26 protein-coding genes are annotated in these 24,695 nt (G+C 60.7%); 11 read left to right on the top strand and 15 right to left on the bottom strand.

The features are described 5' to 3' along the window. Positions 1-10: 10 nt before the first annotated feature. From dsbA to J3D60_RS21760, 3 genes are all read right to left on the bottom strand, one after another. Positions 11-646: a thiol:disulfide interchange protein DsbA gene (dsbA, locus tag J3D60_RS21770; RefSeq protein ID WP_027608027.1), complete on the bottom strand. Its 636-nt coding sequence runs from the start codon at positions 644-646 to the stop codon at positions 11-13. A 168-nt stretch (positions 647-814) separates the two neighbouring features. After that, positions 815-1,441, bottom strand: a complete 627-nt coding sequence (locus J3D60_RS21765) for a cytochrome c4 (protein ID WP_253492723.1) — start codon at positions 1,439-1,441, stop codon at positions 815-817. Between the two features lie 33 nt (positions 1,442-1,474). Continuing rightward, positions 1,475-1,777, bottom strand: a complete 303-nt coding sequence (locus J3D60_RS21760; protein WP_027608029.1) for a cytochrome c5 family protein — start codon at positions 1,775-1,777, stop codon at positions 1,475-1,477. A 192-nt stretch (positions 1,778-1,969) separates the two neighbouring features. On the opposite strand from J3D60_RS21760, the gene yihA reads away from it, so the two are divergent. Continuing rightward, complete coding sequence (gene yihA, locus J3D60_RS21755) at positions 1,970-2,611, top strand: ribosome biogenesis GTP-binding protein YihA/YsxC (RefSeq protein ID WP_027608030.1); 642 nt, start codon at positions 1,970-1,972, stop codon at positions 2,609-2,611. 269 nt (positions 2,612-2,880) lie between these two features. Here the strand turns inward: yihA and polA are convergent, their stop codons facing one another. Continuing rightward, positions 2,881-5,664, bottom strand: coding sequence for a DNA polymerase I (gene polA / locus J3D60_RS21750; RefSeq protein WP_065937863.1), 2,784 nt, complete (start codon positions 5,662-5,664; stop codon positions 2,881-2,883). A 74-nt stretch (positions 5,665-5,738) separates the two neighbouring features. Between polA and J3D60_RS21745 the strand changes: the two genes are divergently transcribed. Beyond that, positions 5,739-6,029, top strand: coding sequence for a DUF2782 domain-containing protein (locus J3D60_RS21745; protein ID WP_060756492.1), 291 nt, complete (start codon positions 5,739-5,741; stop codon positions 6,027-6,029). A 56-nt stretch (positions 6,030-6,085) separates the two neighbouring features. Further along, positions 6,086-7,039, top strand: coding sequence for a homoserine kinase (locus tag J3D60_RS21740; protein WP_253492721.1), 954 nt, complete (start codon positions 6,086-6,088; stop codon positions 7,037-7,039). 130 nt (positions 7,040-7,169) lie between these two features. Here J3D60_RS21740 and J3D60_RS21735 read toward each other — a convergent pair whose 3' ends face one another. Then, positions 7,170-8,099, bottom strand: a complete 930-nt coding sequence (locus J3D60_RS21735; protein ID WP_092356040.1) for a zinc ABC transporter substrate-binding protein — start codon at positions 8,097-8,099, stop codon at positions 7,170-7,172. A 46-nt stretch (positions 8,100-8,145) separates the two neighbouring features. Here J3D60_RS21735 and J3D60_RS21730 point away from each other — a divergent pair, with 46 nt between their 5' ends. From J3D60_RS21730 to J3D60_RS21715, 4 genes are read left to right on the top strand one after another with little or no spacing between them, the layout of a single operon-like run. Further along, positions 8,146-8,640 carry a Fur family transcriptional regulator gene (locus J3D60_RS21730; RefSeq protein ID WP_169898891.1) on the top strand — a complete coding sequence of 165 codons (495 nt, stop codon included), beginning with the start codon at positions 8,146-8,148 and terminating at the stop codon, positions 8,638-8,640. Further along, positions 8,640-9,425: a zinc ABC transporter ATP-binding protein ZnuC gene (gene znuC / locus J3D60_RS21725; RefSeq protein ID WP_065926855.1), complete on the top strand. Its 786-nt coding sequence runs from the start codon at positions 8,640-8,642 to the stop codon at positions 9,423-9,425. Before J3D60_RS21730 ends, znuC begins: the two co-directional genes overlap by 1 nt. Continuing rightward, a complete protein-coding gene (gene znuB, locus J3D60_RS21720; RefSeq protein WP_253492720.1) occupies positions 9,418-10,206 on the top strand; it encodes a zinc ABC transporter permease subunit ZnuB in 789 nt (262 codons plus the stop codon). The genes znuC and znuB overlap by 8 nt, the downstream gene beginning before the upstream one ends. Positions 10,207-10,243: 37 nt before the next feature. Then, positions 10,244-10,963 (top strand): PA5502 family lipoprotein, encoded by a 720-nt coding sequence (locus J3D60_RS21715; RefSeq protein ID WP_065937867.1) that lies wholly within the window; start codon positions 10,244-10,246, stop codon positions 10,961-10,963. A gap of 97 nt (positions 10,964-11,060) precedes the next feature. Here the strand turns inward: J3D60_RS21715 and katE are convergent, their stop codons facing one another. Further along, the gene (katE, locus tag J3D60_RS21710) at positions 11,061-13,202 is read right to left on the bottom strand and encodes a catalase HPII (RefSeq protein WP_253492719.1); all 2,142 of its coding nucleotides are present in this window, start codon (positions 13,200-13,202) and stop codon (positions 11,061-11,063) included. A 265-nt stretch (positions 13,203-13,467) separates the two neighbouring features. Between katE and J3D60_RS21705 the strand changes: the two genes are divergently transcribed. From J3D60_RS21705 to J3D60_RS21695, 3 genes are read left to right on the top strand one after another with little or no spacing between them, the layout of a single operon-like run. Further along, positions 13,468-14,475 carry a methionine ABC transporter ATP-binding protein gene (locus tag J3D60_RS21705; RefSeq protein WP_027608039.1) on the top strand — a complete coding sequence of 336 codons (1,008 nt, stop codon included), beginning with the start codon at positions 13,468-13,470 and terminating at the stop codon, positions 14,473-14,475. Continuing rightward, on the top strand, positions 14,475-15,149 hold the full coding sequence (locus J3D60_RS21700) for a methionine ABC transporter permease (protein WP_098480654.1): 675 nt from the start codon (positions 14,475-14,477) through the stop codon (positions 15,147-15,149). The genes J3D60_RS21705 and J3D60_RS21700 overlap by 1 nt, the downstream gene beginning before the upstream one ends. 51 nt (positions 15,150-15,200) lie before the next feature. Continuing rightward, on the top strand, positions 15,201-15,974 hold the full coding sequence (locus J3D60_RS21695; protein ID WP_141156390.1) for a MetQ/NlpA family ABC transporter substrate-binding protein: 774 nt from the start codon (positions 15,201-15,203) through the stop codon (positions 15,972-15,974). Positions 15,975-16,117: 143 nt separating this feature from the next. Here J3D60_RS21695 and J3D60_RS21690 read toward each other — a convergent pair whose 3' ends face one another. Genes J3D60_RS21690 through J3D60_RS21670 form a run of 5 tightly spaced genes read right to left on the bottom strand, consistent with a single transcriptional unit; the run spans position 16,118 to position 20,041 of the window. Beyond that, positions 16,118-16,753: an SCO family protein gene (locus J3D60_RS21690; RefSeq protein ID WP_065937870.1), complete on the bottom strand. Its 636-nt coding sequence runs from the start codon at positions 16,751-16,753 to the stop codon at positions 16,118-16,120. Continuing rightward, on the bottom strand, positions 16,750-17,649 hold the full coding sequence (cyoE, locus tag J3D60_RS21685; RefSeq protein WP_027608043.1) for a heme o synthase: 900 nt from the start codon (positions 17,647-17,649) through the stop codon (positions 16,750-16,752). The genes J3D60_RS21690 and cyoE overlap by 4 nt, the downstream gene beginning before the upstream one ends. Next, positions 17,637-18,716, bottom strand: coding sequence for a heme A synthase (locus J3D60_RS21680; protein ID WP_098480656.1), 1,080 nt, complete (start codon positions 18,714-18,716; stop codon positions 17,637-17,639). The genes cyoE and J3D60_RS21680 overlap by 13 nt, the downstream gene beginning before the upstream one ends. Before the next feature lie 10 nt (positions 18,717-18,726). Beyond that, positions 18,727-19,311, bottom strand: a complete 585-nt coding sequence (locus tag J3D60_RS21675) for a hypothetical protein (RefSeq protein ID WP_065937872.1) — start codon at positions 19,309-19,311, stop codon at positions 18,727-18,729. After that, entirely contained in the window at positions 19,277-20,041 is a 765-nt protein-coding gene (locus tag J3D60_RS21670) for an SURF1 family protein (protein ID WP_253492718.1), read from the bottom strand. The genes J3D60_RS21675 and J3D60_RS21670 overlap by 35 nt, the downstream gene beginning before the upstream one ends. A 45-nt stretch (positions 20,042-20,086) precedes the next feature. Between J3D60_RS21670 and J3D60_RS21665 the strand changes: the two genes are divergently transcribed. Then, complete coding sequence (locus J3D60_RS21665) at positions 20,087-20,290, top strand: twin transmembrane helix small protein (RefSeq protein WP_016978774.1); 204 nt, start codon at positions 20,087-20,089, stop codon at positions 20,288-20,290. 6 nt (positions 20,291-20,296) lie between these two features. On the opposite strand, the gene J3D60_RS21660 is transcribed toward J3D60_RS21665, so the two are convergent. Genes J3D60_RS21660 through coxB form a run of 4 tightly spaced genes read right to left on the bottom strand, consistent with a single transcriptional unit; the run spans position 20,297 to position 24,568 of the window. Further along, the gene (locus J3D60_RS21660) at positions 20,297-21,184 is read right to left on the bottom strand and encodes a cytochrome c oxidase subunit 3 (RefSeq protein WP_027608047.1); all 888 of its coding nucleotides are present in this window, start codon (positions 21,182-21,184) and stop codon (positions 20,297-20,299) included. Positions 21,185-21,219: 35 nt separating this feature from the next. Then, complete coding sequence (locus J3D60_RS21655) at positions 21,220-21,771, bottom strand: cytochrome c oxidase assembly protein (RefSeq protein ID WP_065937874.1); 552 nt, start codon at positions 21,769-21,771, stop codon at positions 21,220-21,222. Positions 21,772-21,792: 21 nt separating this feature from the next. Further along, positions 21,793-23,382: a cytochrome c oxidase subunit I gene (gene ctaD, locus J3D60_RS21650; RefSeq protein ID WP_024072609.1), complete on the bottom strand. Its 1,590-nt coding sequence runs from the start codon at positions 23,380-23,382 to the stop codon at positions 21,793-21,795. A 58-nt stretch (positions 23,383-23,440) separates the two neighbouring features. After that, positions 23,441-24,568, bottom strand: coding sequence for a cytochrome c oxidase subunit II (gene coxB / locus J3D60_RS21645; protein ID WP_253492717.1), 1,128 nt, complete (start codon positions 24,566-24,568; stop codon positions 23,441-23,443). Positions 24,569-24,695 lie beyond the last annotated feature (127 nt).

Here is a 24,695-nt window from a genome sequence, read left to right as displayed (position 1 = left end):
GAGGAGCCCCTTACTTGGCTGCGCGTTCTTTGGCGATCAACTGGTCGGCAACGTTGAGGGTCGCTTCAGGACCACCGGTGGTGCCCAGGTCGAAACGGTACTTGCCGTTGACAATCATGGTCGGTACGCCTTGCACGCCGTACTTCTGCGCCAGCTCCTTGGCCTGCTTGATCTGGCCCTGGATGGCGAAGGAGTTGAAGGTGGCCAGGAACTTGTCCTTGTCGACGCCTTGGGTGGCAATGAAGTCAGCCATTTCGTCCGGCTTGGTCAGGCGCTTGCCTTGTTTCTGGATGGCGTCGAATACCGCGTTGTGGACCTTGTGCTCCACCCCCATGGCTTCCAGGGTCAGGAACAGTTGGCCGTGGGCATCCCATGGGCCGCCGAACATGGCGGGGATGCGCTTGAAGTTCACGTCCTTGGGCAGCTTCTCGACCCAAGGGTTGATGACCGGCTCAAAAGCGTAGCAATGCGGACAGCCGTACCAGAACAGCTCCACCACCTCGATCTTGCCCGGTACCGAAACCGGCACTGGGTTGGCCAATTCAACGTAGGTTTTACCGGCTTCAAGCGGCACATCGGCAGCTTGCGCGGTCATGCCGAAGAGGCTGGCAGTGACGAGAGCGGCGCTGAGGATCAGATTACGCATGCTTTACTCCTGGACAAATAAAGTCGCCTCACGCGACCTTTGTTGTGACAGGTCTACGCGGGCATGAGTTCGTTAGTGTAACGGCAGCGGCCACAAAAAAGGGCGGCCTAAGCCACCCTTTTTATGCTTGCATCGATGGATTAATCGAGCGTTAACGTTGCGTGCACCTTAGTGCAGGCCCTGGATGTAGCTGGAGACCGCCGCAATGTCTTCATCACTCAGCTTGCGAGCGATGGTGCGCATGATTGCCGCGTCGCCATCATTAACTCGCCCGGCCTCTTCCTTACGGAAATCGGTCAGCTGCTTGGCAATGTAGGTAGCGTGCTGGCCGCTCAGGTGCGGGAAGCCGGCGGCGGCTATGCCCGCGCCATTGGGCGAGTGGCAACCGGTGCAGGCAGGCAGGCCTTTATCCAGGTCACCGCCGCGGAACAGTTTCTCACCACGGGCCACCAGTTTCGGATCAGCAGCTCCCACACTGCCTTTCTGGCTGGCAAAATAAGCCGCGATGTCTGCCAGGTCCTGGTCACTAAGGTTGGTCAGCAGGCCGGTCATTTCCAGGACCGTGCGCTTGCCATCCTTGATGTCGTGCATCTGCTTGGTCAGGTAACGCTCACCCTGGCCGGCCAATTTGGGGAAGTTCGGCGCCGGGCTGTTACCATCCGGCCCATGGCAGGCACCACATACGGCGGCTTTCGCTTGACCGGCAGTGGCATCACCTTTAAGGGGGCCCTCTGCGGCGACGGCAACACCGGTGATGCCCAAGGTCAACAGCAGACTCACGATCAGTTTGTTCATCAGCTAATCCAACTACGGCTAAGGGTTTAAGAGTTATCTACCGGGTTTACTCACCATCAACTCAATGATGGCCTGGTAATCCTCGGTACTGCAGTCCATGCACAAACCACGCGGCGGCATTGCCTTGAAACCCTGGGTCACGTGTTGCACCAGCGTGTCCATGCCCTGCGCCAGTCTTGGCGCCCAGGCTGCCTGGTCACCCCGTTTCGGGGCGTTCGGCAGTTGGCCGGCATGGCAAGCCACGCAAACTCGGTTGTACACCGCTTCCGGATCCTGTGTAGCCTGAGCGCCATACAGCGGAACCAGGGCACCGAAAGCGAGCAACCATCGGGTCATACATCGACCTGTTCAGGGTTTGAGAGCGTTTTGCGTTCTAATGCGCAATAAAGGTCTATCGCTCCCGTGAACTTCATCCTTCGCTGGGACAAAGCACACACAAAATCTGCGGCATTATATACTGGCGCTACTGAAACGGAAACGACACCGCTTGCCGCACCCTTTTTCGGCACCGCCCACATCGGAAATCTCATGCAACTCAAGAACCCCATCCTCGGCCTGTGCCAACAGTCCACCTTCATGCTCAGCGCCGCCAAAGTTGACCAATGCCCCGATGACGAAGGCTTTGAAGTCGCCTTTGCCGGTCGCTCCAACGCCGGTAAATCCAGCGCACTGAACACCCTGACCCACGCCAGCCTCGCGCGCACCTCGAAAACCCCGGGCCGCACGCAGTTACTCAACTTCTTCAAGCTAGACGATGATCGGCGTCTGGTCGACCTGCCGGGCTACGGTTATGCAAAAGTACCTATCCCGCTGAAGCTGCACTGGCAGCGTCACCTGGAGGCTTACCTGGGTGGCCGGGAGAGTTTGAAGGGGTTGATCCTGATGATGGATATCCGTCATCCAATGACCGACTTCGACCTGCTGATGCTTGATTGGGCGGTCGCCAGCGGCATGCCGATGCATATCCTGCTGACCAAGGCCGACAAGCTCACCTACGGCGCCGCCAAGAACACCCTGCTTAAAGTGCAGTCCGAAATCCGCAAGGGTTGGGGTGACACAATCACCATCCAGCTGTTCTCGGCCCCCAAGCGCATGGGCCTGGAAGATGCCTATACCGTGCTGGCCGGCTGGATGGAGTTGGCTGATAAAGGCGCGGAACTCGCCGAGTAACTTTTCTGCGGGCAAAAAAAACCCCGGACTTCGTATGGGGAGGGGAAGTTCGGGGTTCAAGTACCGGACCGCTAGGGCGGGGTCCGGATATCTGCCAACACTTAACACAACATAGGAGCATTGAAGGGCTTCACCACCCATTCAGTAACTCTGAGTAGCAGTTCACAGGTTAAGTTCCGGCAGGTTCAAAAAACTATTGGAAATAACTGCAGCGGATTTCCGATCTAAAGCATTCCGCCACCACGCCCGGTGGTGGCGGCGCCGCCAAATCAGTGCGCTTCGTCCCAGTTGTCGCCAACGCCAACGTCCACCACCAACGGCACATCCAACTGCGCCGCCGCACTCATGTGCTCGCGAATCTTCTCGCTGACCTCTGCCACCAGATCCTCACGCACCTCCAGCACCAGTTCATCGTGTACCTGCAGGATCACCTTGGCATCCAGGCCCGACGCGGTCAGCCAGTTATCCACCAGCACCATGGCTTTCTTGATGATATCCGCCGCCGTGCCCTGCATGGGCGCGTTGATCGCCGTGCGTTCTGCGGCCGCGCGCTCCTGGGGCTTGTTGGAGTTGATATCCGGCAAATACAGCCGACGTCCGAAGAAGGTTTCCACGTAGCCTTGATCGGCAGCCTGGGCGCGGGTGCGCTCCATGTACTCGCGAACCCCTGGGTAGCGGGCGAAGTACACATCGATGTAAGCCTTTGCGGTCTTGGTATCGACACCGATGTCCTTGCCGAGCTTCTGTGCCCCCATGCCGTAGATCAGGCCAAAGTTGATCGCCTTGGCACTGCGACGCTGATTGGAGGTGACCTCAGCCAATTCGACCTTGAACACCTCGGCCGCGGTGGCGGTATGCACGTCCAGGTCGTTGCGGAACGCATTCATCAGCCCCTCGTCCTTGGACAGGTGCGCCATGATCCGCAGCTCGATCTGCGAATAGTCCGCCGCCAGCAGTTTGTAGCCCTTGGGCGCGACAAATGCCTGGCGGATGCGTCGCCCTTCGGCGGTGCGCACCGGGATGTTCTGCAGGTTCGGGTCGCTGGAAGACAGCCGCCCGGTCGCCGCCACCGCCTGATGGTAAGAGGTGTGAACACGCCCGGTCCGCGGGTTGATCTGCTCCGGCAAGCGGTCGGTGTAAGTGCTTTTCAGCTTGCTCATGCTGCGGTACTGCATCAGTACCTTGGGCAGCGGATAGTCATCTTCGGCCAGCTTGGCCAGCACTTCCTCTGCCGTGGATGCCTGGCCCTTGCCCGTCTTTTTCAGCACCGGCAGGCCGAGTTTCTCGTAGAGAATCGCGCCGAGCTGCTTGGGCGAACCCAGGTTGAACTCTTCGCCGGCGATCTCGAACGCCTGGCGCTCCAGCTCAACCATCTTGTTGCCCAACTCGATGCTCTGGACACCGAGCAACTGCGCATCCACCAGGGCGCCCTGGCGTTCGATACGCGCCAGCACCGGTACCAGGGGGATTTCGATGTCCGTCAGCACACTTGCCAGGCTCGGGATGGCGGTGAGCTGTGCGTGCAATGCCTGATGCAGGCGCAGCGTCACGTCCGCATCTTCGGCAGCATAAGGGCCAGCCTGCTCGAGCGGGATCTGGTCGAAGGTCAGCTGCTTGGCGCCTTTGCCGGCGATGTCCTGGAAACTGACGGTGTGGTAGTCCAGGTACTTCTTGGCCAGGCTGTCCATGTCATGGCGGGTCGCAGTGGAATTCAACACGTAGGATTCAAGCATGGTGTCGAACGCGATACCGCGCACGCTGATGCCATTCGCCGGGTCGCCGCCGATGGCACAGTTGGCCAGGATATTCATGTCGAACTTGGCGTGCTGGCCGACCTTGAGCTTGCTCGGGTCTTCCAATAATGGCTTCAAGGCCAGCAGCACGGTGTCGCGATCCAGCTGCTGCGGCGCACCGATGTAGGAATGGGTCAGCGGGATGTAGGCGGCTTCATGGGGCTGCACGGCGAAGGAAACCCCCACCAGTTGCGCCTGTTGAGCGTCGATCCCGGTGGTTTCGGTGTCGAAAGCGAACAACGTCGCGCCGTTGAGCTTCTTCAGCCAGGCATCGAATGTGGCTTGGTCGAGGATCGTGGTGTAGGTCGTTTCTGCAGGTGCCGCAGGCGTAGCTTCAATAACCTCTTCGGCAACAGGCGCGGCCTTGAGCTCCACTCGCTTGGCATCGCGCTGAATCTCATCGAACCAGCTCTTGAACTCCAGCAGGGTGTAAAGCTCCAGCAACTTTTCGCGATCCGGTTCAATCAGGTGCAAATCGTCCAGACCCACGTCCAGCGGCACATCGATCTTGATCGTCGCCAACTGATAGGAGAGGAATGCCATCTCCTTATGCTCTTCCAGCTTCGCCGGCAGCGTCTTGGCACCGCGGATCGGCAGGCTCGGCACAATGTCCAGCTGTTCATAAAGCTCTTTGAGGCCGCCGTTCACGCCTACCAGCAGGCCGGAAGCGGTCTTCGGACCAATGCCCGGAACGCCCGGGATGTTGTCGGACGAATCGCCCATCAACGCCAGATAGTCGATGATCTGCTCCGGAGCGACGCCAAATTTCTCCTTTACGCCCTCGATGTCCATCGAGCTACCGGTCATGGTGTTGACCAGGGTAATGTGCCCGTCGACCAACTGCGCCATGTCCTTATCGCCGGTGGAAATCACCACCGGACGGTCAGCGGCGGCACTGCTGCGGGCCAGGGTGCCGATCACGTCATCGGCCTCGACGCCTTCGACGCACAGCAAAGGGAAGCCCAGGGCGATCACGCTCTGGTGCAGGGGCTCGATTTGCACGCGCATGTCATCGGGCATGCTTGGGCGGTTGGCCTTGTATTCGGCGTACATGTCATCGCGAAACGTCCCACCCTTGGCGTCGAACACTACCGCGAACGGGCTGTCCGGGTACTGCTTGCGCAGGCTTTTGAGCATGTTCAACACGCCCTTGACCGCACCGGTCGGCAGGCCTTTGGAGGTGGTCAGCGGTGGCAGCGCGTGGAACGCGCGGTACAGGTAAGACGAACCGTCCACCAGGACGAGGGGGGCTTGGCTCATGAGCAGGATCAACCTTTTCGGCGGGTCAGGCGCTAGAATAGCCGGACCAATGAAAACAAAGGGACAAGGTTATCATGCGTACATTCAATCGCCTGCTGTTGACCGGCCTGATTGCACTCGCTCCGATGGCTGCCATGGCGGCAGACAGCGCGCCTTCGGGTGATCCGGAAGTGACCATTCGCACGGAAGGCGACCGGACTATCCAGGAGTACCGTCAGAACGGTTTCCTGTATGCAATCAAGGTGACCGTAAAAGGCGCGCCTCCGTATTTCCTGGTACGCGCGGATGGAACCGACGCGAACTTCATCCGCTCTGACCAGCCGGATATGCTGATCCCGTCATGGAAGATCTTCGAATGGAAATGATTTCTTAACTTCAATTGGCGCCGCCCACTGCGGCGCCCGTACTGGCAGTTTTAACCATGTCTGTGTTCACCCCCCTGGCTCGGCCCGAGCTGGAAACCTTTCTCGCCCCCTACGGGCTCGGCCGCCTGCTTGACTTCCAGGGGATTGCCGCTGGTAGCGAAAACACCAATTTCTTTATCAGCCTGGAACAGGGCGAGTACGTCCTGACCCTGGTTGAGCGCGGCCCCGTGCAGGAAATGCCGTTCTTCATCGAACTGCTCGACGTACTCCACGACGCCGACCTGCCGGTGCCCTACGCCCTGCGCACCACCGATGGCGTGGCCCTGCGCGAATTGGCCGGCAAACCAGCCCTGCTGCAACCACGCCTGGCCGGCAAACACATCAAGGACGCCAACCCACAGCATTGCGCCCAGGTCGGCGACCTGCTCGGCCATCTGCACTTGGCGACACAAGGCGAGAAGGTACTGGAGCGCAAGACCGATCGCGGTCTGGACTGGATGCTCAGCGAAGGTGCGCAGCTGATTTCGCACCTGGACGATGCGCAGCAAAGCCTGCTGCAAGCAGCATTGACTGAAATTGAAGCCCATAAGGCCGAGATCCTCGCCCTGCCGCGGGCCAATGTGCACGCCGATCTGTTCCGTGACAACGCAATGTTCGAAGGCACGCACCTGACGGGCTTGATCGACTTCTACAACGCTTGCTCCGGGCCGATGCTGTACGACGTGGCGATCGCCCTGAATGACTGGTGTTCACACGCCGATGGCGTGATTGATGGCCCGCGCGCCCGAGCGCTGCTGGGTGCCTACGCCGGCCTGCGGCCGTTCACGGCCAAGGAGGCCGAGCTATGGCCGACCATGCTGCGGGTGGCGTGCGTGCGGTTCTGGCTGTCGCGCCTGATCGCCGCTGAGTCCTTTGCCGGGCAGGATGTGTTGATCCACGATCCCGCCGAGTTCGAGCATCGGCTGGCGCAACGCCAAGACGTCACTGTCCACCTGCCGTTCGCCCTTTAACGGTTCAGGCGGGCAAAAAAAATGTGGGAGGGGGCTTGCTCCCGATAGCGGTAGATCAGTCAACTTATGCACTGACTGACACTCTGCTATCGGGAGCAAGCCCCCTCCCACATTTGATCTGCGCTGCGGCTTATAACGACTCCAGGCACCCTGCCAAGTCGTTCCCCAACTTTTCCAGCACCTGCTCATAACCCTGGGCCGTGGCGGGGGTGTAGCCGCCCAGCGCATCCAATTCCGCCAACTTCACCGGCAAACCTGCCACCAAAGTTTCGGCCAAACGTGGACGCAACGGCGGCTCACTGAACACACAGGTCTTGCCCACTTCCTGCAAACGCGTACGCATCGCCGCCACATGCTGGGCGCCAGGCTGCACTTCGGCAGCAACGCTGAACACGCCAGTGTGCTTGAGCCCGTAGGCGTCTTCGAAGTAATCAAAGGCTTCGTGGAACACGAAGTAAGGTTTGTCACCGATGCTCGCCAGGCGTTTTTTCAGGCGCGCATCCAGTGCATCAAGGCGCTCGTCGAAAGCCTTGGCATTGCTCTGATAACGCGCGGCGTTCACGGGGTCGGCTGCACTGAGGTCAGCGGCCATACGCGCTGCGATCACCCGAGCGTTCACCGTGGACAGCCACAGGTGCGCATCCAGGCTCCCCGGGCGGTGATCATGGTCATGTTCGTCGGCATCGTCGGCGTGGGAATGGCTATCTTCGGCGAACCTACGCAATTTCATCCCCGGCAGGTCTTGAACCGCTACGGTCGGCGCGGTACGCCCCTTGAGCACGCGAGGCAGGAAGCCCTCCATGTCCGGCCCGATCCAATACAGCAGATCGACCGACTGCACACGCCGTACGTCGGATGGGCGCAAGGCAAAGTTATGGGGCGATGCACCCGGCGGCAGCAATACCTCCGGAACCGCCACACCGTCCTGCACGGCAGCGGCAATCAACTGCAATGGCTTGATGCTCGTGAGCACCTTGACCTCGGCCTGAGCGGCGCCAGCGAGGAACAAACTGGTGACAAATACGACAAAAACGGGAAAAAGTCGGGACACGATGACCACTCAATGACGTAGGAACGGGTAACATAATAACGTCTCTATCAAATATCTGTCGCCGCTCATGCCTAAAACACCGCTTGCCAGCCGTCCACACGACCACTCTCACTGCGTGCATACCGCGCTGTCGGAGGCCGACACCCTGTGCGCACAGAAAGGCTTGCGCCTGACCGCCCTGCGTCGCCGGGTGCTGGAACTCGTCTGGCAGAGCCACAAGCCCCTGGGTGCCTACGACATCCTGGGCGTGCTCAGCGAGCAGGACGGCCGCCGCGCCGCTCCACCGACCGTGTACCGCGCGCTGGATTTCCTGCTGGAAAACGGCCTGGTGCACCGCATTGCCTCGCTCAACGCCTTTGTCGGCTGCAACCACCCGGAACACGCGCATCAGGGCCAGTTCCTGATCTGCCGCGAGTGCCACGCCGCCATCGAGCTTGAACAAAAGAGCATCAGCGACGCCATCATCAAGAGCTCCGCCGACGTAGGTTTCCGGGTCGAAGGGCAGACGGTCGAAGTGGTCGGCCTGTGCTCGGGCTGCCAGGGGGCTTGATGAGCAATGCGTTAATTCGCCTGGAGCAGGTCGGCGTCACGTTTGCCGGGCAAAACGTGCTGGATAACATCGCGTTGAGCGTCGAACCGGGGCAGATCGTCACCCTGATCGGCCCCAATGGCGCCGGCAAGACCACCCTGGTGCGCGCCGTACTCGGCTTGCTCAAGCCCGACACCGGCAGCGTGTGGCGCAAGCCCAGGCTGCGCGTGGGCTACATGCCGCAAAAGCTGCACGTTGATCCAACCTTGCCCTTGTCCGTACTGCGGTTTTTGCGCCTGGTGCCCGGTGTGGACCGCGCCCGCGCGCAGGCGGCCCTGAAGGAAGTCGGCGCCGAGCAGGTCATCGACAGCCCGGTGCAAAGCATCTCCGGCGGCGAAATGCAGCGTGTGCTGCTGGCCCGCGCCCTGTTGCGCGAGCCCGAGTTGCTGGTGCTGGATGAACCCGTGCAGGGCGTCGACGTCGCCGGCCAGGCCGAGCTGTACAGCCTGATTACCCGCCTGCGCGACCGTCATGGCTGCGGCGTGCTGATGGTCTCCCATGACTTGCATCTGGTGATGAGCACCACCGACCAGGTGGTATGCCTCAATCGCCACGTGTGCTGCTCCGGCCATCCGGAACAAGTCAGCAGCGACCCGGCGTTCGTCGAACTGTTCGGCAAAAACGCCCAGAGCCTGGCGATCTATCACCACCATCACGATCACGCCCATGACCTGCATGGCGCTGTCGTTGACGATCCCGCGACGCCCCACACCCACGTTCATGGAGATAGCTGCAAGCATGGCTGATTTTCTGCTTTACGCCCTGCTGGCAGGCTTGGCTCTGGCGCTGGTGGCGGGCCCGCTGGGCTCGTTCGTGGTCTGGCGGCGCATGGCGTACTTTGGCGACACCTTGTCCCACGCCGCGCTGCTGGGCGTGGCCATGGGCTTCCTGCTGGATGTGAGCCCGACCATCGCCGTGACCGTGGGCTGCCTGCTGCTGGCGGTGCTGCTGGTGACCCTGCAACAGCGCCAGCCCCTGGCCTCGGACACCCTGCTGGGCATCCTGGCGCCGAGCACGCTGTCCCTGGGCCTGGTGGTGCTGAGCTTTATGCATGAAGTGCGCATCGACCTGATGGCCTATCTGTTCGGCGACCTGCTGGCGATCAGCCCCACCGATCTTGCCTGGATTCTCGGCGGCAGCGCCGCAGTATTGGTGCTGTTGGTCACTCTGTGGCGCCCACTGCTGGCCATCACGGTGCATGAAGAACTGGCCAGGGTCGAAGGCTTGCCCGTATCCGCGTTGCGCATGGCCCTGATGCTGCTGATTGCCGTGGTGATCGCTGTCGCGATGAAGATTGTCGGCGTATTGTTGATCACATCGCTGTTGATCATTCCGGCCGCCGCCGCCCAGCGCCACGCCCGCTCGCCGGAGCAGATGGCGATCGGTGCCAGCCTGTTGGGGATGCTGGCAGTGTGCGGGGGCCTGGCGTTGTCATGGTTCAAGGACACGCCGGCCGGACCGTCGATCGTAGTCACGGCGGCCGCCCTGTTTCTGCTGAGTTTTGTCCTGCCCCGTCGAGGGGTGTAGACTTGCTCGCTTTTTGCGCAAATAGAGAGTCGCAGGAATGAAGCTGTTCACCTCCCGTTATCTGCTCCTTGCCGCGTTTTCCCTGCTGCTGGGCGCCTGTCAAAGCACACCGCCCGCCGCCCCAGAGGCCCCGGATCCGCGTGCTGCGGCCATCGCGCAGCTGGAGCAAAACCTGGCCAGCAGTGAGCTGGCCACCGCCGAAGACCAACTGGCCGCACTGCAGGCCCAGTCGCCCAATGACCCGGCGCTGGAACCCTACCAACGTCAATTGGCCGAGGCTTACCTGCAGCGCAGCCAGATCGTGCTGCAAAAAGGCGACGTAAACGCCGCCGCCACCGCCCTGAGCCGTGCCCGCGCGCTGATGCCCAAGGCGCCGGCGCTGACCGGTGGCGTCAACAGCGCGATCACCCACGCCCGTAAAGTCGAGCTGGATAAAGCCGAAGAGGCCCTCAAGGCCGCCGAAGCCAAGCCCGCGGCCAAGGTCATCGACCCGGCCGCGCCAAGCACCACCGTGGCGCTGAACCTTACTGATATTGAAGCGCTGCGCCATCAACTGGATGCGATTGCCACCGACGTGGTGAATTACCAGTGCGATGTGACGATCCAGGCGCCGCGCACCCAGGACTACCCGTGGCTGGCCACGTTGCTGGCCAAACGGGTGAAGCGCATTGATTCAGGGTATGACCTGAAGATTCACCGGCAGATTCTTAAGCATATTCCGGCGCAGGTTGTGCTGACTCCGCGCAAGGCGGAATAACGCATCGGGGGCAAGCCCCTCTCACGTTTGAATTGTGAATACATTCAATTGTGAGAGGGGCTTGCCCCCGATAGCGATCTAACAAGCAACCAATAACTTAAGCCGGAATCGCCTTAGCCTTCGGCTCACGATCCCAAACCCGATGCTGTGCAATCGCGGCAAAAAACGCCTTGAACGCCTTAGCATCCGAACCCACGATCAACCCCGCATCCGTCTCCAGCTTCAGCAGATCCAGCAGTGGCTTCACGTCACTGGCAACCGCAATCGCCTTCAGGTGTTTGTAGGCTTCCAGAACGTAATGCAATGCCACACCATCACCGCTCAGTGCTTTCACCGACTCTTTTCCGCCCGGGATAAACACGGCGTCAAACGCAATCGACGGCATGCCTTCCATCGACGCATCCACCGGCAGGCTCTTGCCATCGGCCGTCTTCACCGGCGCCGAGGTCGGCCCCAGCAACTTGGCATGGGCACCTTCTGCCGCCAGTGCTTTTTTAAGCGCATCGATTGCCGCGCCATCCACACCGTCAGCCGCAAGAATCGCGACTTTGCGCGTCTTGATATCGCCGGACAGCAGGTTCACCTGGCTCAATGCCGGCGACTCTTTCAGCGAAGACTCACGCGGCGCTACCGTGCCTTTGGTCGGCGCCGGCAGACCAAGGTTCTGCGCCACGCGCTTGGCCAGTTCCAGATCGATATTGGCCAGAATCTCGTTGACCTGACGCGCGCGGATAAACTCGCGCTCCACCTTGCCCAACTCGAAGCTGTAGGCCGCGATGATGTGCTCTTTCTCGTGGTGGCTCATGCTGTGGAAAAACAGCGCAGCCTGGGAGAAGTGGTCGCCAAACGACTCACTGCGCTCACGCACCTTATTGGCGTCTACACGCTCGTAATAAGTTTCGAAACCACCATCCTGGGCAGCCGGCGGCGTTTCTTTCGGCCAGCCGCCATCGATCGAGTTCGGCTCGTAAGCAGCACGGCCCTTGTCGATCACGGTCCGATGCTGGGCGTCGCGCTGGCCATTGTGGAAAGGTACTACCGGCCGGTTGATCGGCAGCTCATGGAAGTTCGGCCCACCGAGACGGCTGATCTGCGTATCCGTGTAGGAAAACAGACGACCTTGCAACAACGGGTCGTTGGTGAAGTCGATACCCGGCACGATGTGGCCTGGGCAAAACGCGACCTGCTCGACTTCGGCAAAGAAGTTATCCGGGTTACGGTTCAGCACCATCTTGCCCAGCGGCGTGATCGGCACCAGTTCCTCGGGGATGATCTTGGTCGGATCGAGCAGGTCAAAGTCGAACTTATGCTCGTCTTCTTCCGCAACGATCTGCACACCCAACTCCCACTCAGGGTAGTCGCCGCTTTCAATCGCCTCCCACAGGTCACGACGGTGGTAATCGGTATCTTTACCGGCAAGCTTTTGCGCTTCGTCCCACACCAGGGAGCAGGTGCCGACCTTCGGGTGCCAGTGGAACTTCACAAAGCTCGACTTACCTTCGGTATTGATCAAGCGGAAGGTGTGAATGCCAAACCCCTGCATGGCACGCAGGCTTTTTGGAATGGCGCGGTCAGACATCGCCCAGATCACCATGTGCGCCGATTCCGGCTGCAACGAAACAAAATCCCAGAACGTATCGTGAGCCGAGCCGCCGGTAGGAATTTCGTTGTGCGGCTCAGGTTTTACCGCATGCACGAAGTCGGGAAACTTGATCGCATCCTGAATGAAAAACACCGGCATGTTGTTGCCGACCAGGTCGAAGTTGCCCTCGTCGGTGAAGAACTTCACCGCGAAACCGCGCACGTCACGCACCGTATCGCCCGAGCCACGCGGGCCCTGCACGGTGGAGAAACGCACGAACACCGGGGTTTTATGCTCGGGGTTACGCAGGAAACCCGCCTTGCTCAGCGCGGAATGGTTTTCATAGGTCTGGAAATAGCCATGGGCGCCGGTGCCCCGGGCATGCACGATGCGCTCGGGGATACGCTCATGGTCAAAGTGCGTGATTTTTTCACGCATGATGAAGTCTTCCAGCAGCGAGGGGCCGCGGGCGCCGACTTTCAAGGTGTTCTGGTTGTCGGAAATCTTCACGCCTTGGTTGGTACGCAGGGCCTGGCCGGTCGCATCGGAACGGAATTCCTCCAGGGCTTGCAGCTTGGCGTTGGTGTTGCCACGGTCCAGGGTATTGGTGCCCGCGAGCTCACTCTTCGACGGGGTGGCTGGCTTCTTGGTACTCATCAGTCAAAACTCCTTATTCAAAGTGGCCAGAGCGGTCCCCGGCTCGTTTGAGCAAAACCCCAGGCACGGCACCTGGGAAATCGAGTTGCTTAAGTAGTGACTGACACGGTTTTCTGCCGTTCCTTTTTTATGACCTTTGATCGCGTTATTGCCAAATCACTGGTTGAATGCGAAATAAATGCTAAGAAACGCTATACGGACAGGCTAAAATGCGCGCCCGGCTAACCGCTGATCCCTTTTCAATGCGCCCCACAAGGTTCGCTACGTGATCGAGTTTCAAAACGTCCATAAAACCTACCGCGTCGCCGGTAAGGATATTCCCGCGCTGTACCCCACCAGCCTGCGCGTCGAAAACGGCCAGGTGTTTGGCCTTATCGGCCACTCGGGTGCAGGTAAAAGCACGCTGCTGCGCCTGATCAACCGCCTGGAAGAGCCCAGCGGCGGCCAGATCACGGTGGACGGCGAAGAAGTCACCGCCCTGGACGCCAACGGCCTGCGCCGTTTCCGCCAGCAGGTCGGGATGATCTTCCAGCACTTCAACCTGCTGGCGTCCAAGACCGTTGCCGACAACGTGGCCCTGCCACTGACCCTGGCCGGCGAATTGTCGCGCAAGGACATCGACCAACGCGTCGCCGAGCTACTCGCCCGCGTCGGCCTGTCGGACCACGCCAGGAAGTACCCGGCGCAGTTGTCCGGTGGCCAGAAGCAGCGCGTCGGCATTGCCCGCGCCCTGGCGACCAAGCCGAAAATCCTGCTGTGCGACGAGGCCACCAGTGCCCTCGACCCGCAAACCACCGCCTCGGTCCTGCAACTGCTGGCCGAGATCAATCGCGAGTTGAAACTGACCATCGTGCTGATCACCCATGAAATGGATGTGATCCGCCGCGTGTGTGACCAGGTAGCCGTGATGGACGCCGGCGTGATCGTCGAGCAAGGCTCGGTGGCCGACGTGTTCCTGCACCCCAAGCACCCGACCACCAAGCGCTTCGTGCAGGAAGCCGAGCAGGTCGATGAAGGTGAGCAGCGCGATGACTTCGCCCATGTACCGGGTCGCATCGTACGGCTGACATTCCAGGGTGAAGCGACCTACGCGCCATTGCTGGGCACCGTCGCCCGGGAAACGGGGGTGGACTACAGCATCCTCGCCGGCCGCATCGACCGCATCAAAGACATCCCCTACGGGCAACTGACCCTTGCAGTCACCGGCGGTGACATGGAAGCGGCCTTTGCCCGCTTTACCGCCGCAGACGTCCACATGGAGGTGCTGCGCTGATGGACGTTTTCTTGAGTTTCTTCGCCAATATCGACTGGTCCGAAATCTGGCTCGCCACCGGCGACACCATGATCATGCTGTTCGGTTCGCTGTTCTTCACCGTGGTATTGGGCCTGCCTTTGGGCGTGCTGTTGTTCCTGACCAGCCCACGCCAGCTGTTCGAGCAAAAAGGCCTGTACGCACTGCTGTCGCTGATCGTGAACATCCTGCGCTCGCTGCCGTTCATCATCCTGCTGATCGTGATGATCCCGTTCACCGTACTGATCACCGGTACTTCCCTGGGCGTAGCGGGGGCGATCCCGCCGCTGGTCGTAGGGGCCACGCCATTCTTCGCCCGCCTGGTGGAAACCGCCTTGCGTGAAGTGGACCGCGGCATCATCGAGGCCACCCAGTCCATGGGCGCCAGCACCCGCCAGATCATCATCAACGCGCTGCTGCCTGAGGCACGCCCCGGCATCTTCGCGGCGATAACGGTGACGGCGATTACCCTGGTGTCCTACACGGCCATGGCCGGTGTCGTCGGCGCCGGCGGCCTGGGTGACCTGGCGATCCGTTTCGGTTACCAGCGCTTCCAGACCGATGTGATGGTGGTCACCGTGGTAATGCTGTTGATCCTGGTGCAAATTCTGCAAACCGTCGGCGACAAGCTGGTGGTGCACTTTTCTCGAAAATAACGGCCATTGCCGGTCAAAAGCCGGCACATGCCCGAACAAGGAGCTTGTTGGATGAAAAAACTACTGGTTGCTTTCGCCGCCGTTGCCGCGTTTTCCGCCCATGCCGCCGAGACCCTGAAAGTCGCTGCCTCGCCGGTGCCCCACGCGGAAATCCTGGAATTCGTGAAGCCTGCCCTCGCCAAAGAAGGCGTGGACCTGCAAGTCAAAGTCTTCACCGATTACGTACAGCCCAACGTCCAGGTAGCGGAAAAGCGCCTGGACGCGAACTTCTTCCAGCACCAGCCGTACCTGGATGAATTCAACAAAGCCAAAGGCACTCACCTGGTGAGCGTCGGCGCTGTGCACCTGGAGCCTCTGGGCGCTTACTCCAGCAAGTACAAAAAACTGGAAGACCTGCCTGACGGCGCCAACGTGGTGATCCCGAACGACGCCACCAACGGTGGCCGTGCGCTGTTGCTGCTGGCTAAAGCCGGTTTGATCAAATTGAAGGACTCGACCAACATCCTGTCGACCATCAAGGACATCACCGAAAACCCGAAAAACCTGAAATTCCGCGAACTGGAAGCCGCCACCCTGCCGCGCGTGCTGACCCAGGTCGACCTGGCGCTGATCAACACCAACTATGCGCTGGAAGCCAAGCTGGACCCGTCCAAGGACGCCCTGGTGATCGAAGGCAATGACTCGCCTTACGTGAACATCCTCGTGAGCCGCGAAGACAACCAGGATTCGGACGCGATGAAGAAGCTGATTGCAGCCCTGCACACCCCTGAGGTGAAGCAATTCATCCAAGAGAAGTACAAAGGCGCGATCCTGCCGGCGTTCTGATCAGACTCGGTCTCCAACACGCTGGAGATCAAAAAATGTGGGAGGGGGCTTGCCCCCGATTGCGGAGTATCAGTCGCTGCATGAGCTGACTGATCTGCCGCCATCGGGGCAAGCCCCCTCCCACATGTGTTGTGCATTGCCTGTTACTTGCGCTGCAACAGCCCCGGCAGTTGCGCCACCAGCTTCTGGTTGTTCAACGGCGCACGGATAAAGCCGCGCTGGGTACCATCCGGACCGATCAGCGCGAGGTTGCCGCTGTGGTCGACGGTGTAGTTGGGCTTGCTGGTGTCTGCCGGGATGAACGGGATGCTCACGGCATTCGAGACCTTCTGCACATCCTCCACGTTCGCGCCGGTGAGGCCTTGAAATTGTGGGTCGAAGTAGCCCAGGTACTGCTTGAGCTGGGTCGGGGTGTCGCGGTTCGGGTCGACGCTGACCAGGATTACCTGCAACTTATCCACAGCCTCCTTAGGCAACTCGCTCTTGATCTGGCGCAGTTGGGCGAGGGTGGTCGGGCAGATGTCGGGGCAGAAGGTGTAGCCGAAGAACAGCAGGCTCCACTTGCCTTTCAACTCGTTGACCAGCACCGGCTGGCCTTCCTGGTTGGTCATGCTCACCGGCGGCAGCTGGCGGCTTTGCGGCAGCAGGATGATACCGGCATCAATCAATGCCGTAGGGTCGCCCTGGCCCTTGCCCGAGAGCACTTTGTTAACGGTCAGGCCCATGATCAACGCGACGATGGCCACCAGGATAAAGACGGTTTTTTGAGTTCGAGTCATAGGTTCAACAGTAAGTAGTGGTCTACGAGCAGGGCGATAAACAGCAGGAACAGGTACCAGATAGAGTACTTGAAGGTGTTGATCGCCGCGTGCGGCTGAGCGCCACGGTACAGCACCCAGGCCCATTGCAGAAAGCGTCCGCCCAAAACCAGCGCACAGGCCAGGTAGAGCGGGCCGCTCATGTGGATCACATAGGGCATCAGGCTCACCGCCAACAGGGCGAAGGTATAGAGCAGGATATGCACCTTGGTGTAGTGCTCGCCGTGGGTGACAGGCAGCATCGGGATATCGGCCTTGGCGTATTCCTCCTTGCGGTGAATGGCCAGGGCCCAGAAGTGCGGCGGCGTCCAGGCGAAGATGATCAGCACCAGCAACAAGGGCTCGGCGCTGACATGGCCGGTAACGGCGACCCAGCCCAACAGCGGTGGCGCGGCACCGGCCAGGCCTCCGATGACAATATTTTGTGGCGTCGCACGTTTGAGAAAACCGGTGTAGACCACCGCATAACCGAGCAGCGAAGCCAGCGTCAGCCATGCCGCCAGGGGGTTGGTAAACGCCAGCAACAAGGCCAATCCTGCAACGGCTAGAAACAAAGCAAAGGCCAGCGCCGCCACCGGCGACACACGCCCCTCCGCCAACGGCCGCTTATGGGTGCGAGCCATCACTGCATCAATCCGCCGGTCCACCACATGGTTCACCGCCGCCGCGCCACCGGCACACAGGGCTATCCCCAGGTTGCCGAAAATCAGCACCGCCCACGGCACGCCGGCGCGGGTCGCGAGGAACATGCCGACCAGGGAGGTGATGAGCATCAGCACCACCACTTTCGGCTTGGTCAGCTCCAGGTAATCGCGCCAGATCGCCTGGCTGTGGCGCGCGCCGATCAAGGTCGCCATGGCATCTCTCCTTTAAGGGTGATGAGGCCCGATACGTGTTTGCGCGGGCTGAAGCGCCAGCCGAAAGGCAACTGGTGACGCACCCGGACCAGACTGGTGCGGGCGTGGTAATTGACCAGCACCAGGGTCAATAACAGCGCCGCACCGCCGGCGTTATGGCCGACCGCAACCGGCAGCGGCAGGTGGAAATACACGTTGCTCAGGCCCAGGCTGATTTGTGCCGCCAGGGCAATCAACAGCAGGCCCGCGAGCCGCGTCATACCCACCGCACGCAGCTGCCAGGCCAGCCCCGCAAGCACCAGGGTGACCAGCACCGCACCGATGCGGTGGGTCAGGTGGATGGCGGTGCGCGCGTCGCTGTCGAGCTGGCCGCCAAGGTAATTGGGCCCGATGTGCTGGGTCAGGTGAAAGCCGTTGGCGAAGTCCGCCGCAGGCCACCACTGACCATGGCAGGTGGGCAAATCGATACAGGCCACCGCTGCGTAGTTGGAACTGACCCAGCCGCCCAAGGCGATCTGGCCGATCACCAGCACCAGACCCGCCGTGGCCCAATATTGCAGGCGCCTGGGCACGATCAAGGCGGGCAACACCCCAGACAAGCGCAGGGTCAGCAGAAACAGCAGGCTCAAGGTCGCAAAGCCGCCCAACAAATGCCCCGTCACCACCTGGGGCCACAGCTTCAAGGTCACCGTCCACATGCCAAACGCCGCCTGGGCAAACACCACCATCAACAGAAACAACGGCAGTTTCACTGGCTGGCCCGGATCACGCCGATGGCTCCACGAACGCGCCGCCAACAGCACAATCAACAGGCCCAGGGTGCCGGCGAAGTAGCGATGGGTCATCTCGGCCCAGCCCTTGTCAGCCTCCACGGGCGTATCGGGAAAATGCAATTCGGCATGGGCCAGCTGGGCCTCGCTTTGCGGCACGCTGATAAAGCCGTAGCAGCCCGGCCAGTCCGGGCAACCGAGGCCGGCGTGGGTCAGGCGGGTGTAGGCGCCAAGCAGCACGACGATCAACGCCAGCAGAGTGGCAAACAACGCGAGGCGAAATCCAGGTTTGGCCATGACGATGCCCTTATCCGATGTTCGACAGTTTCAACAGGTGGCGCAGGTCATTGAGCAAGTCCTTGCCCTTGACCTTGGCGTCGTAGCGCAGCACCAGGTTGCCGTGGGGGTCGACGATCCACAGTTGCGCAGCGCCCGGCGCGGCAGCGTTTTTGGTGAAGGTCGAGAGGTCCAGCGAGTAGCGCTGCAATTGCGGGTATTCGGCCTTGAGCTTGGCGTCATAGTCGGCAGCGACCGGTTGTGCACTGGCCAAGGCATGGCTAGCGCGTGAAGCGTCGCGCCCCAGGCCGATCTGCAACTGGCGCGCGAGGTACACCAGTTGCCGGCAATCGGCGGCGCAGGCGGCAGGCGCGGTGACCAGCAACTGCCAGCGCTGTTCATCGGCCTGCACGCCAATATCGGCGCGGGTCTGACCGTTACCGATCATTTCTCCGTGGTAGCTGCGACTGTCCGGCACCCAGAACTGCAGTTTGTACATGAAGGTGGCCAGCACCATCGGACCGATCACCATCAGCAGGATCAGCATCAACTGCCAGCGGCCTTTGCGCCGATCAGGTACCTCAGACATGTTGAGTGGATTCGTGGCCGTTCCCATGGGGCTTCTCCTTTGTGGTGTGCCATCCGAGGTAGAGGTAAAGAGCCAGTAGTGCCAGGGACATGGCGAACCACTGCACCGCGTAGGCCAAGTGTTTTTCCGGACCCATCGCAACGATGGGCCAGGTGGTTTCGTACGTGCCGGGGCCGGCTTCGGCGCGCAGCTCATAGGCAAAACCGTTGCGGCCCAGCTCAGCCCACAACGCGGCGGGGTGCAGCGCGGTCAACAGGCGCGGCCATTGCACGGTCGTGGGGTCCGCATGCAGCTGGAAGGTTTCGCCGGGCGCGACATACACCCAGGCGTCGAGATTCAAGGGCTGAGCCGGAGTAGTGAAGACGGGCGGGGTGCGCCGATCCGGCCACGGCAACCAGCCCCGATTGAGCAATAACCACAGGCCGCTGGCCTGGTCATGAAAGGGTTGCAGCAGCTCGACACCCGCCTTGCCGTCGCGCATGCGGTTATCCAGCAATACGCTGTGCTCGGCATCGAACTGGCCGCGCAGATGCACGCGGCGAAAGGCCGGGTCCGCCATATCCTCGAGTTGCACACTGTTGATCGGCTCAGCGGCGCGGCGTTCGGCATAGCTGTCCACCAGCAACTGCTTCTCATGGCCGCGCGACAGCTGCCAGACGCCCAAGCCCACCATCAAAGGCAGCAGAATCATCACCACCACGGTTGGTGCGATACCTGGACGAAAGCGTTTCATGGCGCTGGCTATACTTGTTTTCATTGCCCGCCCATCCCCTTGATGCCCATCAACGCCAGGAACCAGACCATGCTCAAAGCAGCCATTGCCCTGATGCTGATCGCGACCGTCGTGAGCCTGTTCAGTGGCCTGTTCTTCCTGGTCAAGGACGAGGGCAACTCCAACCGCCTCGTCACGGCCTTGACCGTGCGTGTGGTACTGGCCGTGATCACCGTGGCATTGATCGCCTGGGGATTTTTCAGCGGCCAGCTGGTATCTCATGCGCCCTGGTAAGTCGCCTCACAGCACATAGACGAAGAAAAACAGCCCGATCCACACCACATCCACGAAATGCCAATACCAACTGGCCGCCTCGAAACCGAACTGATGCTCGGCATTGAAATGCCCGCGCAGGATGCGCATCAGCATCACAAACAAAATGATCGTGCCGATGGTCACGTGAGCACCGTGGAAGCCCGTGAGCATAAAGAACGTCGCGCCGTACACCCCCGAACCCAAGGTCAGGCCCAGCTCTTTATAGGCGTGGATGTATTCCTCGGCCTGGAACCCGAGGAATGCCAGGCCCAGCAAGACGGTGATCGCCAGCCAGATCTTCAGCGCGCCGCGATGTCCCTTGCGCAAGGCGTGGTGGGCAATGGTGATGGTCACGCTGGAACTCACCAGCAGGATGGTGTTCACCAACGGCAAGCCCCACGGGCTGATGGTGCCCTCCGGCGCGGGATAGAGCTTCGGGTCCGGGTTGTTGAGCAACGGCCAGGCAAACTCGAAGTTCGGCCACAGCATGTGCGCAATACCTTTGGGGCCTTCGCCGGCCAACGCGGGACCGGACAAATGGCGCACGTAGAACAGCGCACCGAAGAACGCGATAAAGAACATCACCTCGGAAAAAATGAACCAGGTCATGCCCCAGCGAAACGAGCGGTCCATCTGGGCGCTGTACAAACCGGCGCGGCTTTCCTTGATCACTGCACCGAACCAGCCAAACAGCATGTAGGCAAGCAACAGCCCTCCGACGAAAAAGATCCACGGCCCGTGGGATTCCGGGCGTGCCGCCTTCAGGTCGTTGAACCACACGGCCAGGCCATACACGGTGACCAGCATGCCAATCGTGGCAATTATCGGCCATTTGCTTTGCGCTGGTACGTAGTACGTATCATGAGTCGACATGTATTCGCTCTCCTGATTGAGCGGGCAAACAGTAGCTAGCCGCCGGTACGGACAGCCACGGGCGGTTGGCGCGCAGTGATATCAAACAGCGTGTACGCCAGGGTCAAATGCTTCACATCCTTGGGCATGTCACGGTCGACAATAAAACGCACCGGCATCTCGATGCGCTGGCCCGGCTGCAGCACTTGCTGGGTGAAGCAAAAGCATTCGGTCTTGTGGAAATACATCGCCGCTTCGGCGGGGGAAATGCTCGGCACCGCCTGGGCGGTCATCGGCTTGTCAGTGGGGTTGTAGGCCACGAACAGCATCTCGGTGACTGCGCCGGGGTTGACCACCACCTCATCAGCCTTGGAATGAAACTCCCAGACCATGTCGATGGCATTGGTGGACAGGAACTGCACCCGTACCTGGCGCGTGAGGTCGACGACCTGTTCGCCTTCGTACTGCCCGGCCGTCTTGCCGTTGATGCCGAATGCCTTGCACATCACGTCGTAGATCGGCACCAGGGCAAAGCCGAAGGCGAACATCGCTAGCACCAGGATCAGCAGACGGGTAACCAGGCGCTTGAGGGGCACGGAGTCAGCCATGGCCACCTCCGCTCACCCTGTTCATTTGACCTCCGGTGGTGTGGTGAAGGTGTGGTACGGCGCGGGCGAGGGCACGCTCCACTCCAGGCCTTCGGCACCATCCCACGGCTTGGCCGGCGCGGGCGGGCCGCCACGGATGCACTTGATCACGATAAACAGGAAGAAGATCTGCGTGGCGCCAAACATGAACGCGCCAATCGACGAGACCATATTGAAGTCGGCGAACTGCAGGTTGTAGTCCGGCACGCGACGCGGCATGCCGGCCAGTCCCACGAAGTGCATCGGGAAGAACGCCATGTTCATGCCCACGAAAGACAGCCAGAAATGCAGCTTGCCCAGGGTTTCGTCGTACATGTGGCCGGTCCATTTCGGCAGCCAGTAGTAGGCCGAGGCGAAGATGCCGAAGATCGCACCAGGCACCAGTACGTAATGGAAGTGCGCCACCACAAAATAGGTGTCGTGGTACTGGAAGTCCGCCGGGGCAATCGCCAGCATCAATCCGGAGAAGCCGCCGATGGTGAACAGGATCACGAACGCCACGGCAAACAGCATCGGCGTCTCGAAGGTCAGCGAGCCTTGCCACATGGTGCTGACCCAGTTGAACACCTTCACACCGGTGGGCACCGCAATCAGCAACGTGGCGTACATGAAGAACAACTCGCCGACCAATGGAATGCCCACCACGAACATATGGTGCGCCCACACGATAAACGAGAGGAACGCGATGCTCGCCGTGGCGTAGACCATCGACGTGTAGCCGAACAATGGCTTGCGCGAGAAGGTCGGGATAATCGAACTGACGGCGCCAAACGCCGGCAGGATCATGATGTACACCTCGGGGTGGCCGAAGAACCAGAACACATGCTGGAACAGCACCGGATCACCGCCACCGGCCGCACTGAAGAAGCTGGTGCCGAAGTGGATGTCCATCAGCATCATGGTCACGCAGCCGGCCAGCACCGGCATCACCGCGATCAGCAGGAAGGCGGTGATCAGCCAGGTCCAGACGAACAGCGGCATTTTCATCAAGGTCATGCCGGGCGCACGCAGGTTGAGGATGGTGGCAACCACGTTGATCGCACCCATGATCGAGCTGATGCCCATCAAGTGGATGGCGAAGATGAAGAACGTCACGCTTTCCGGCGCGTAGGTGGTGGAGAGCGGGGCGTAGAACGTCCAGCCGAAATTCGGCCCGCCACCGGGCGTGAACAGGGTCGAAACCAGCAGCAGGAACGCCGCCGGCAGCAGCCAGAAGCTGAAGTTGTTCATGCGCGGCAAGGCCATGTCCGGCGCGCCGATCATCAGCGGAATCATCCAGTTGGCCAGGCCGACAAACGCCGGCATTACCGCACCAAACACCATGATCAGGCCGTGCATGGTGGTCATCTGGTTGAAAAAAGCCGGCTCGACGATCTGCAGGCCAGGCTGGAACAGCTCGGCACGGATCACCATGGCGAACGAGCCGCCGAGCAGGAACATGGTGAACGCGAACCACAGGTACATCGTGCCGATGTCCTTATGGTTGGTGGTCAGCACCCAGCGCATCAAACCCTTGGCGGGGCCGTGGGCATGGTCACCGGCGTGGCCATGGTCATCGATCACAGCGCTCATGGCCGTTCTCCTGCAAGCGAGTGGGCGGGGCGGTTCGGGGCATACGCAATGAATGAAGTCATTTGCTTTCCGCCTGCTTGATGGCCAGCACGTCTTTAGGCGTGACCATGTCGCCTTTGTTGTTACCCCAGGCGTTGCGCTCGTAGGTCACCACGGCGGCGATATCCACTTCCGAGAGCTGCTTGCCGAAAGCCGCCATCGCCGTACCGGCCTTGCCGTGATAGACAAGATTCAGGTGGACTTCCTTAGGCCCGGTGGCAATCTTCGAACCCTTGAGCGCCGGGAACATCGGCGGCAGGCCCTGGCCTTCGGCCTGGTGACAGGCCACGCAGGTGGTGTGGTAGACCTTGTCGCCGCGGGCCACCAGCTCTTCCAGCGTCCATTCCTTGGAGGTCAGTTCCTTGAGCTTGGCGGCCTCTGCCTTGCGCTCGCCGAGCCAGGTGTCGTAGTCGGCCTTGGACTTGACCTCGACCACGATGGGCATGAAACCGTGGTCCTTGCCGCACAGTTCGGCGCACTGGCCACGGTAGATGCCGGGCTTCTCGACGCGGGTCCAGGCCTCGTTGACGAACCCCGGGATGGCGTCACGCTTGACCGCAAAGGCCGGCACCCACCAGGAGTGGATCACGTCGGCGGCGGTCACCAGGAAGCGCACCTTGGCGCCCACCGGCAGCACCAGCGGCTGGTCGACTTCCAGCAGGTAATGTTCGCCCTTGGTGGCCTGGTTATGGATCTGCTCGGCGGGCGTGGCCAGGTTGCTGAAGAACTCCACGTCCTGGCCCAGGTATTTGTAGTGCCACTTCCACTGATAGCCGGTGACCTGGATATCGATATCCGACTCGGTACTGTCGTAGATATTGATCAAGGTCTTGGTCGCCGGAATGGCCATCGCGACCAGGATCAGCAAGGGCACCACGGTCCAGAGGATTTCCACGGTGGTGCTTTCGTGGAATTTGGCCGCGACCTGGCCCGTAGAGCGGCGATGAAGGATCATCGACCAGAACATCGCGCCAAAAACGACAATGCCGATCACTACACAGATCCAGAAAATGGTCATGTGCAGGTCGAACACAGCGTGACTGACTTCAGTTGCCCCTGGCGCCATATTCGTTGTCCAGGCGGCATGCGCCTGGCCGAATACCGACCACAACAGGAGGCCCATCCAAACATGTGGATGTCGCGTCATTGCGGGTTCCCCTTATCGTTCTTGTTATCCCGCCGGTTTGCACCTGCGTCGAAGGGAGCGGCTTCCATACTGCTTACAACCGCTTAGCCTTACCTGCTTATGCAGTCTGGCGTCATCAGCTAATCGC

The organism is Pseudomonas sp. S3E17 (assembly GCF_024168685.1).
Taxonomy (GTDB): Bacteria; Pseudomonadota; Gammaproteobacteria; order Pseudomonadales; family Pseudomonadaceae; genus Aquipseudomonas; species Aquipseudomonas marginalis.
Note: the sequence above shows the minus strand (reverse complement) of the source record. Positions and strands in the feature narration are given on the sequence as shown.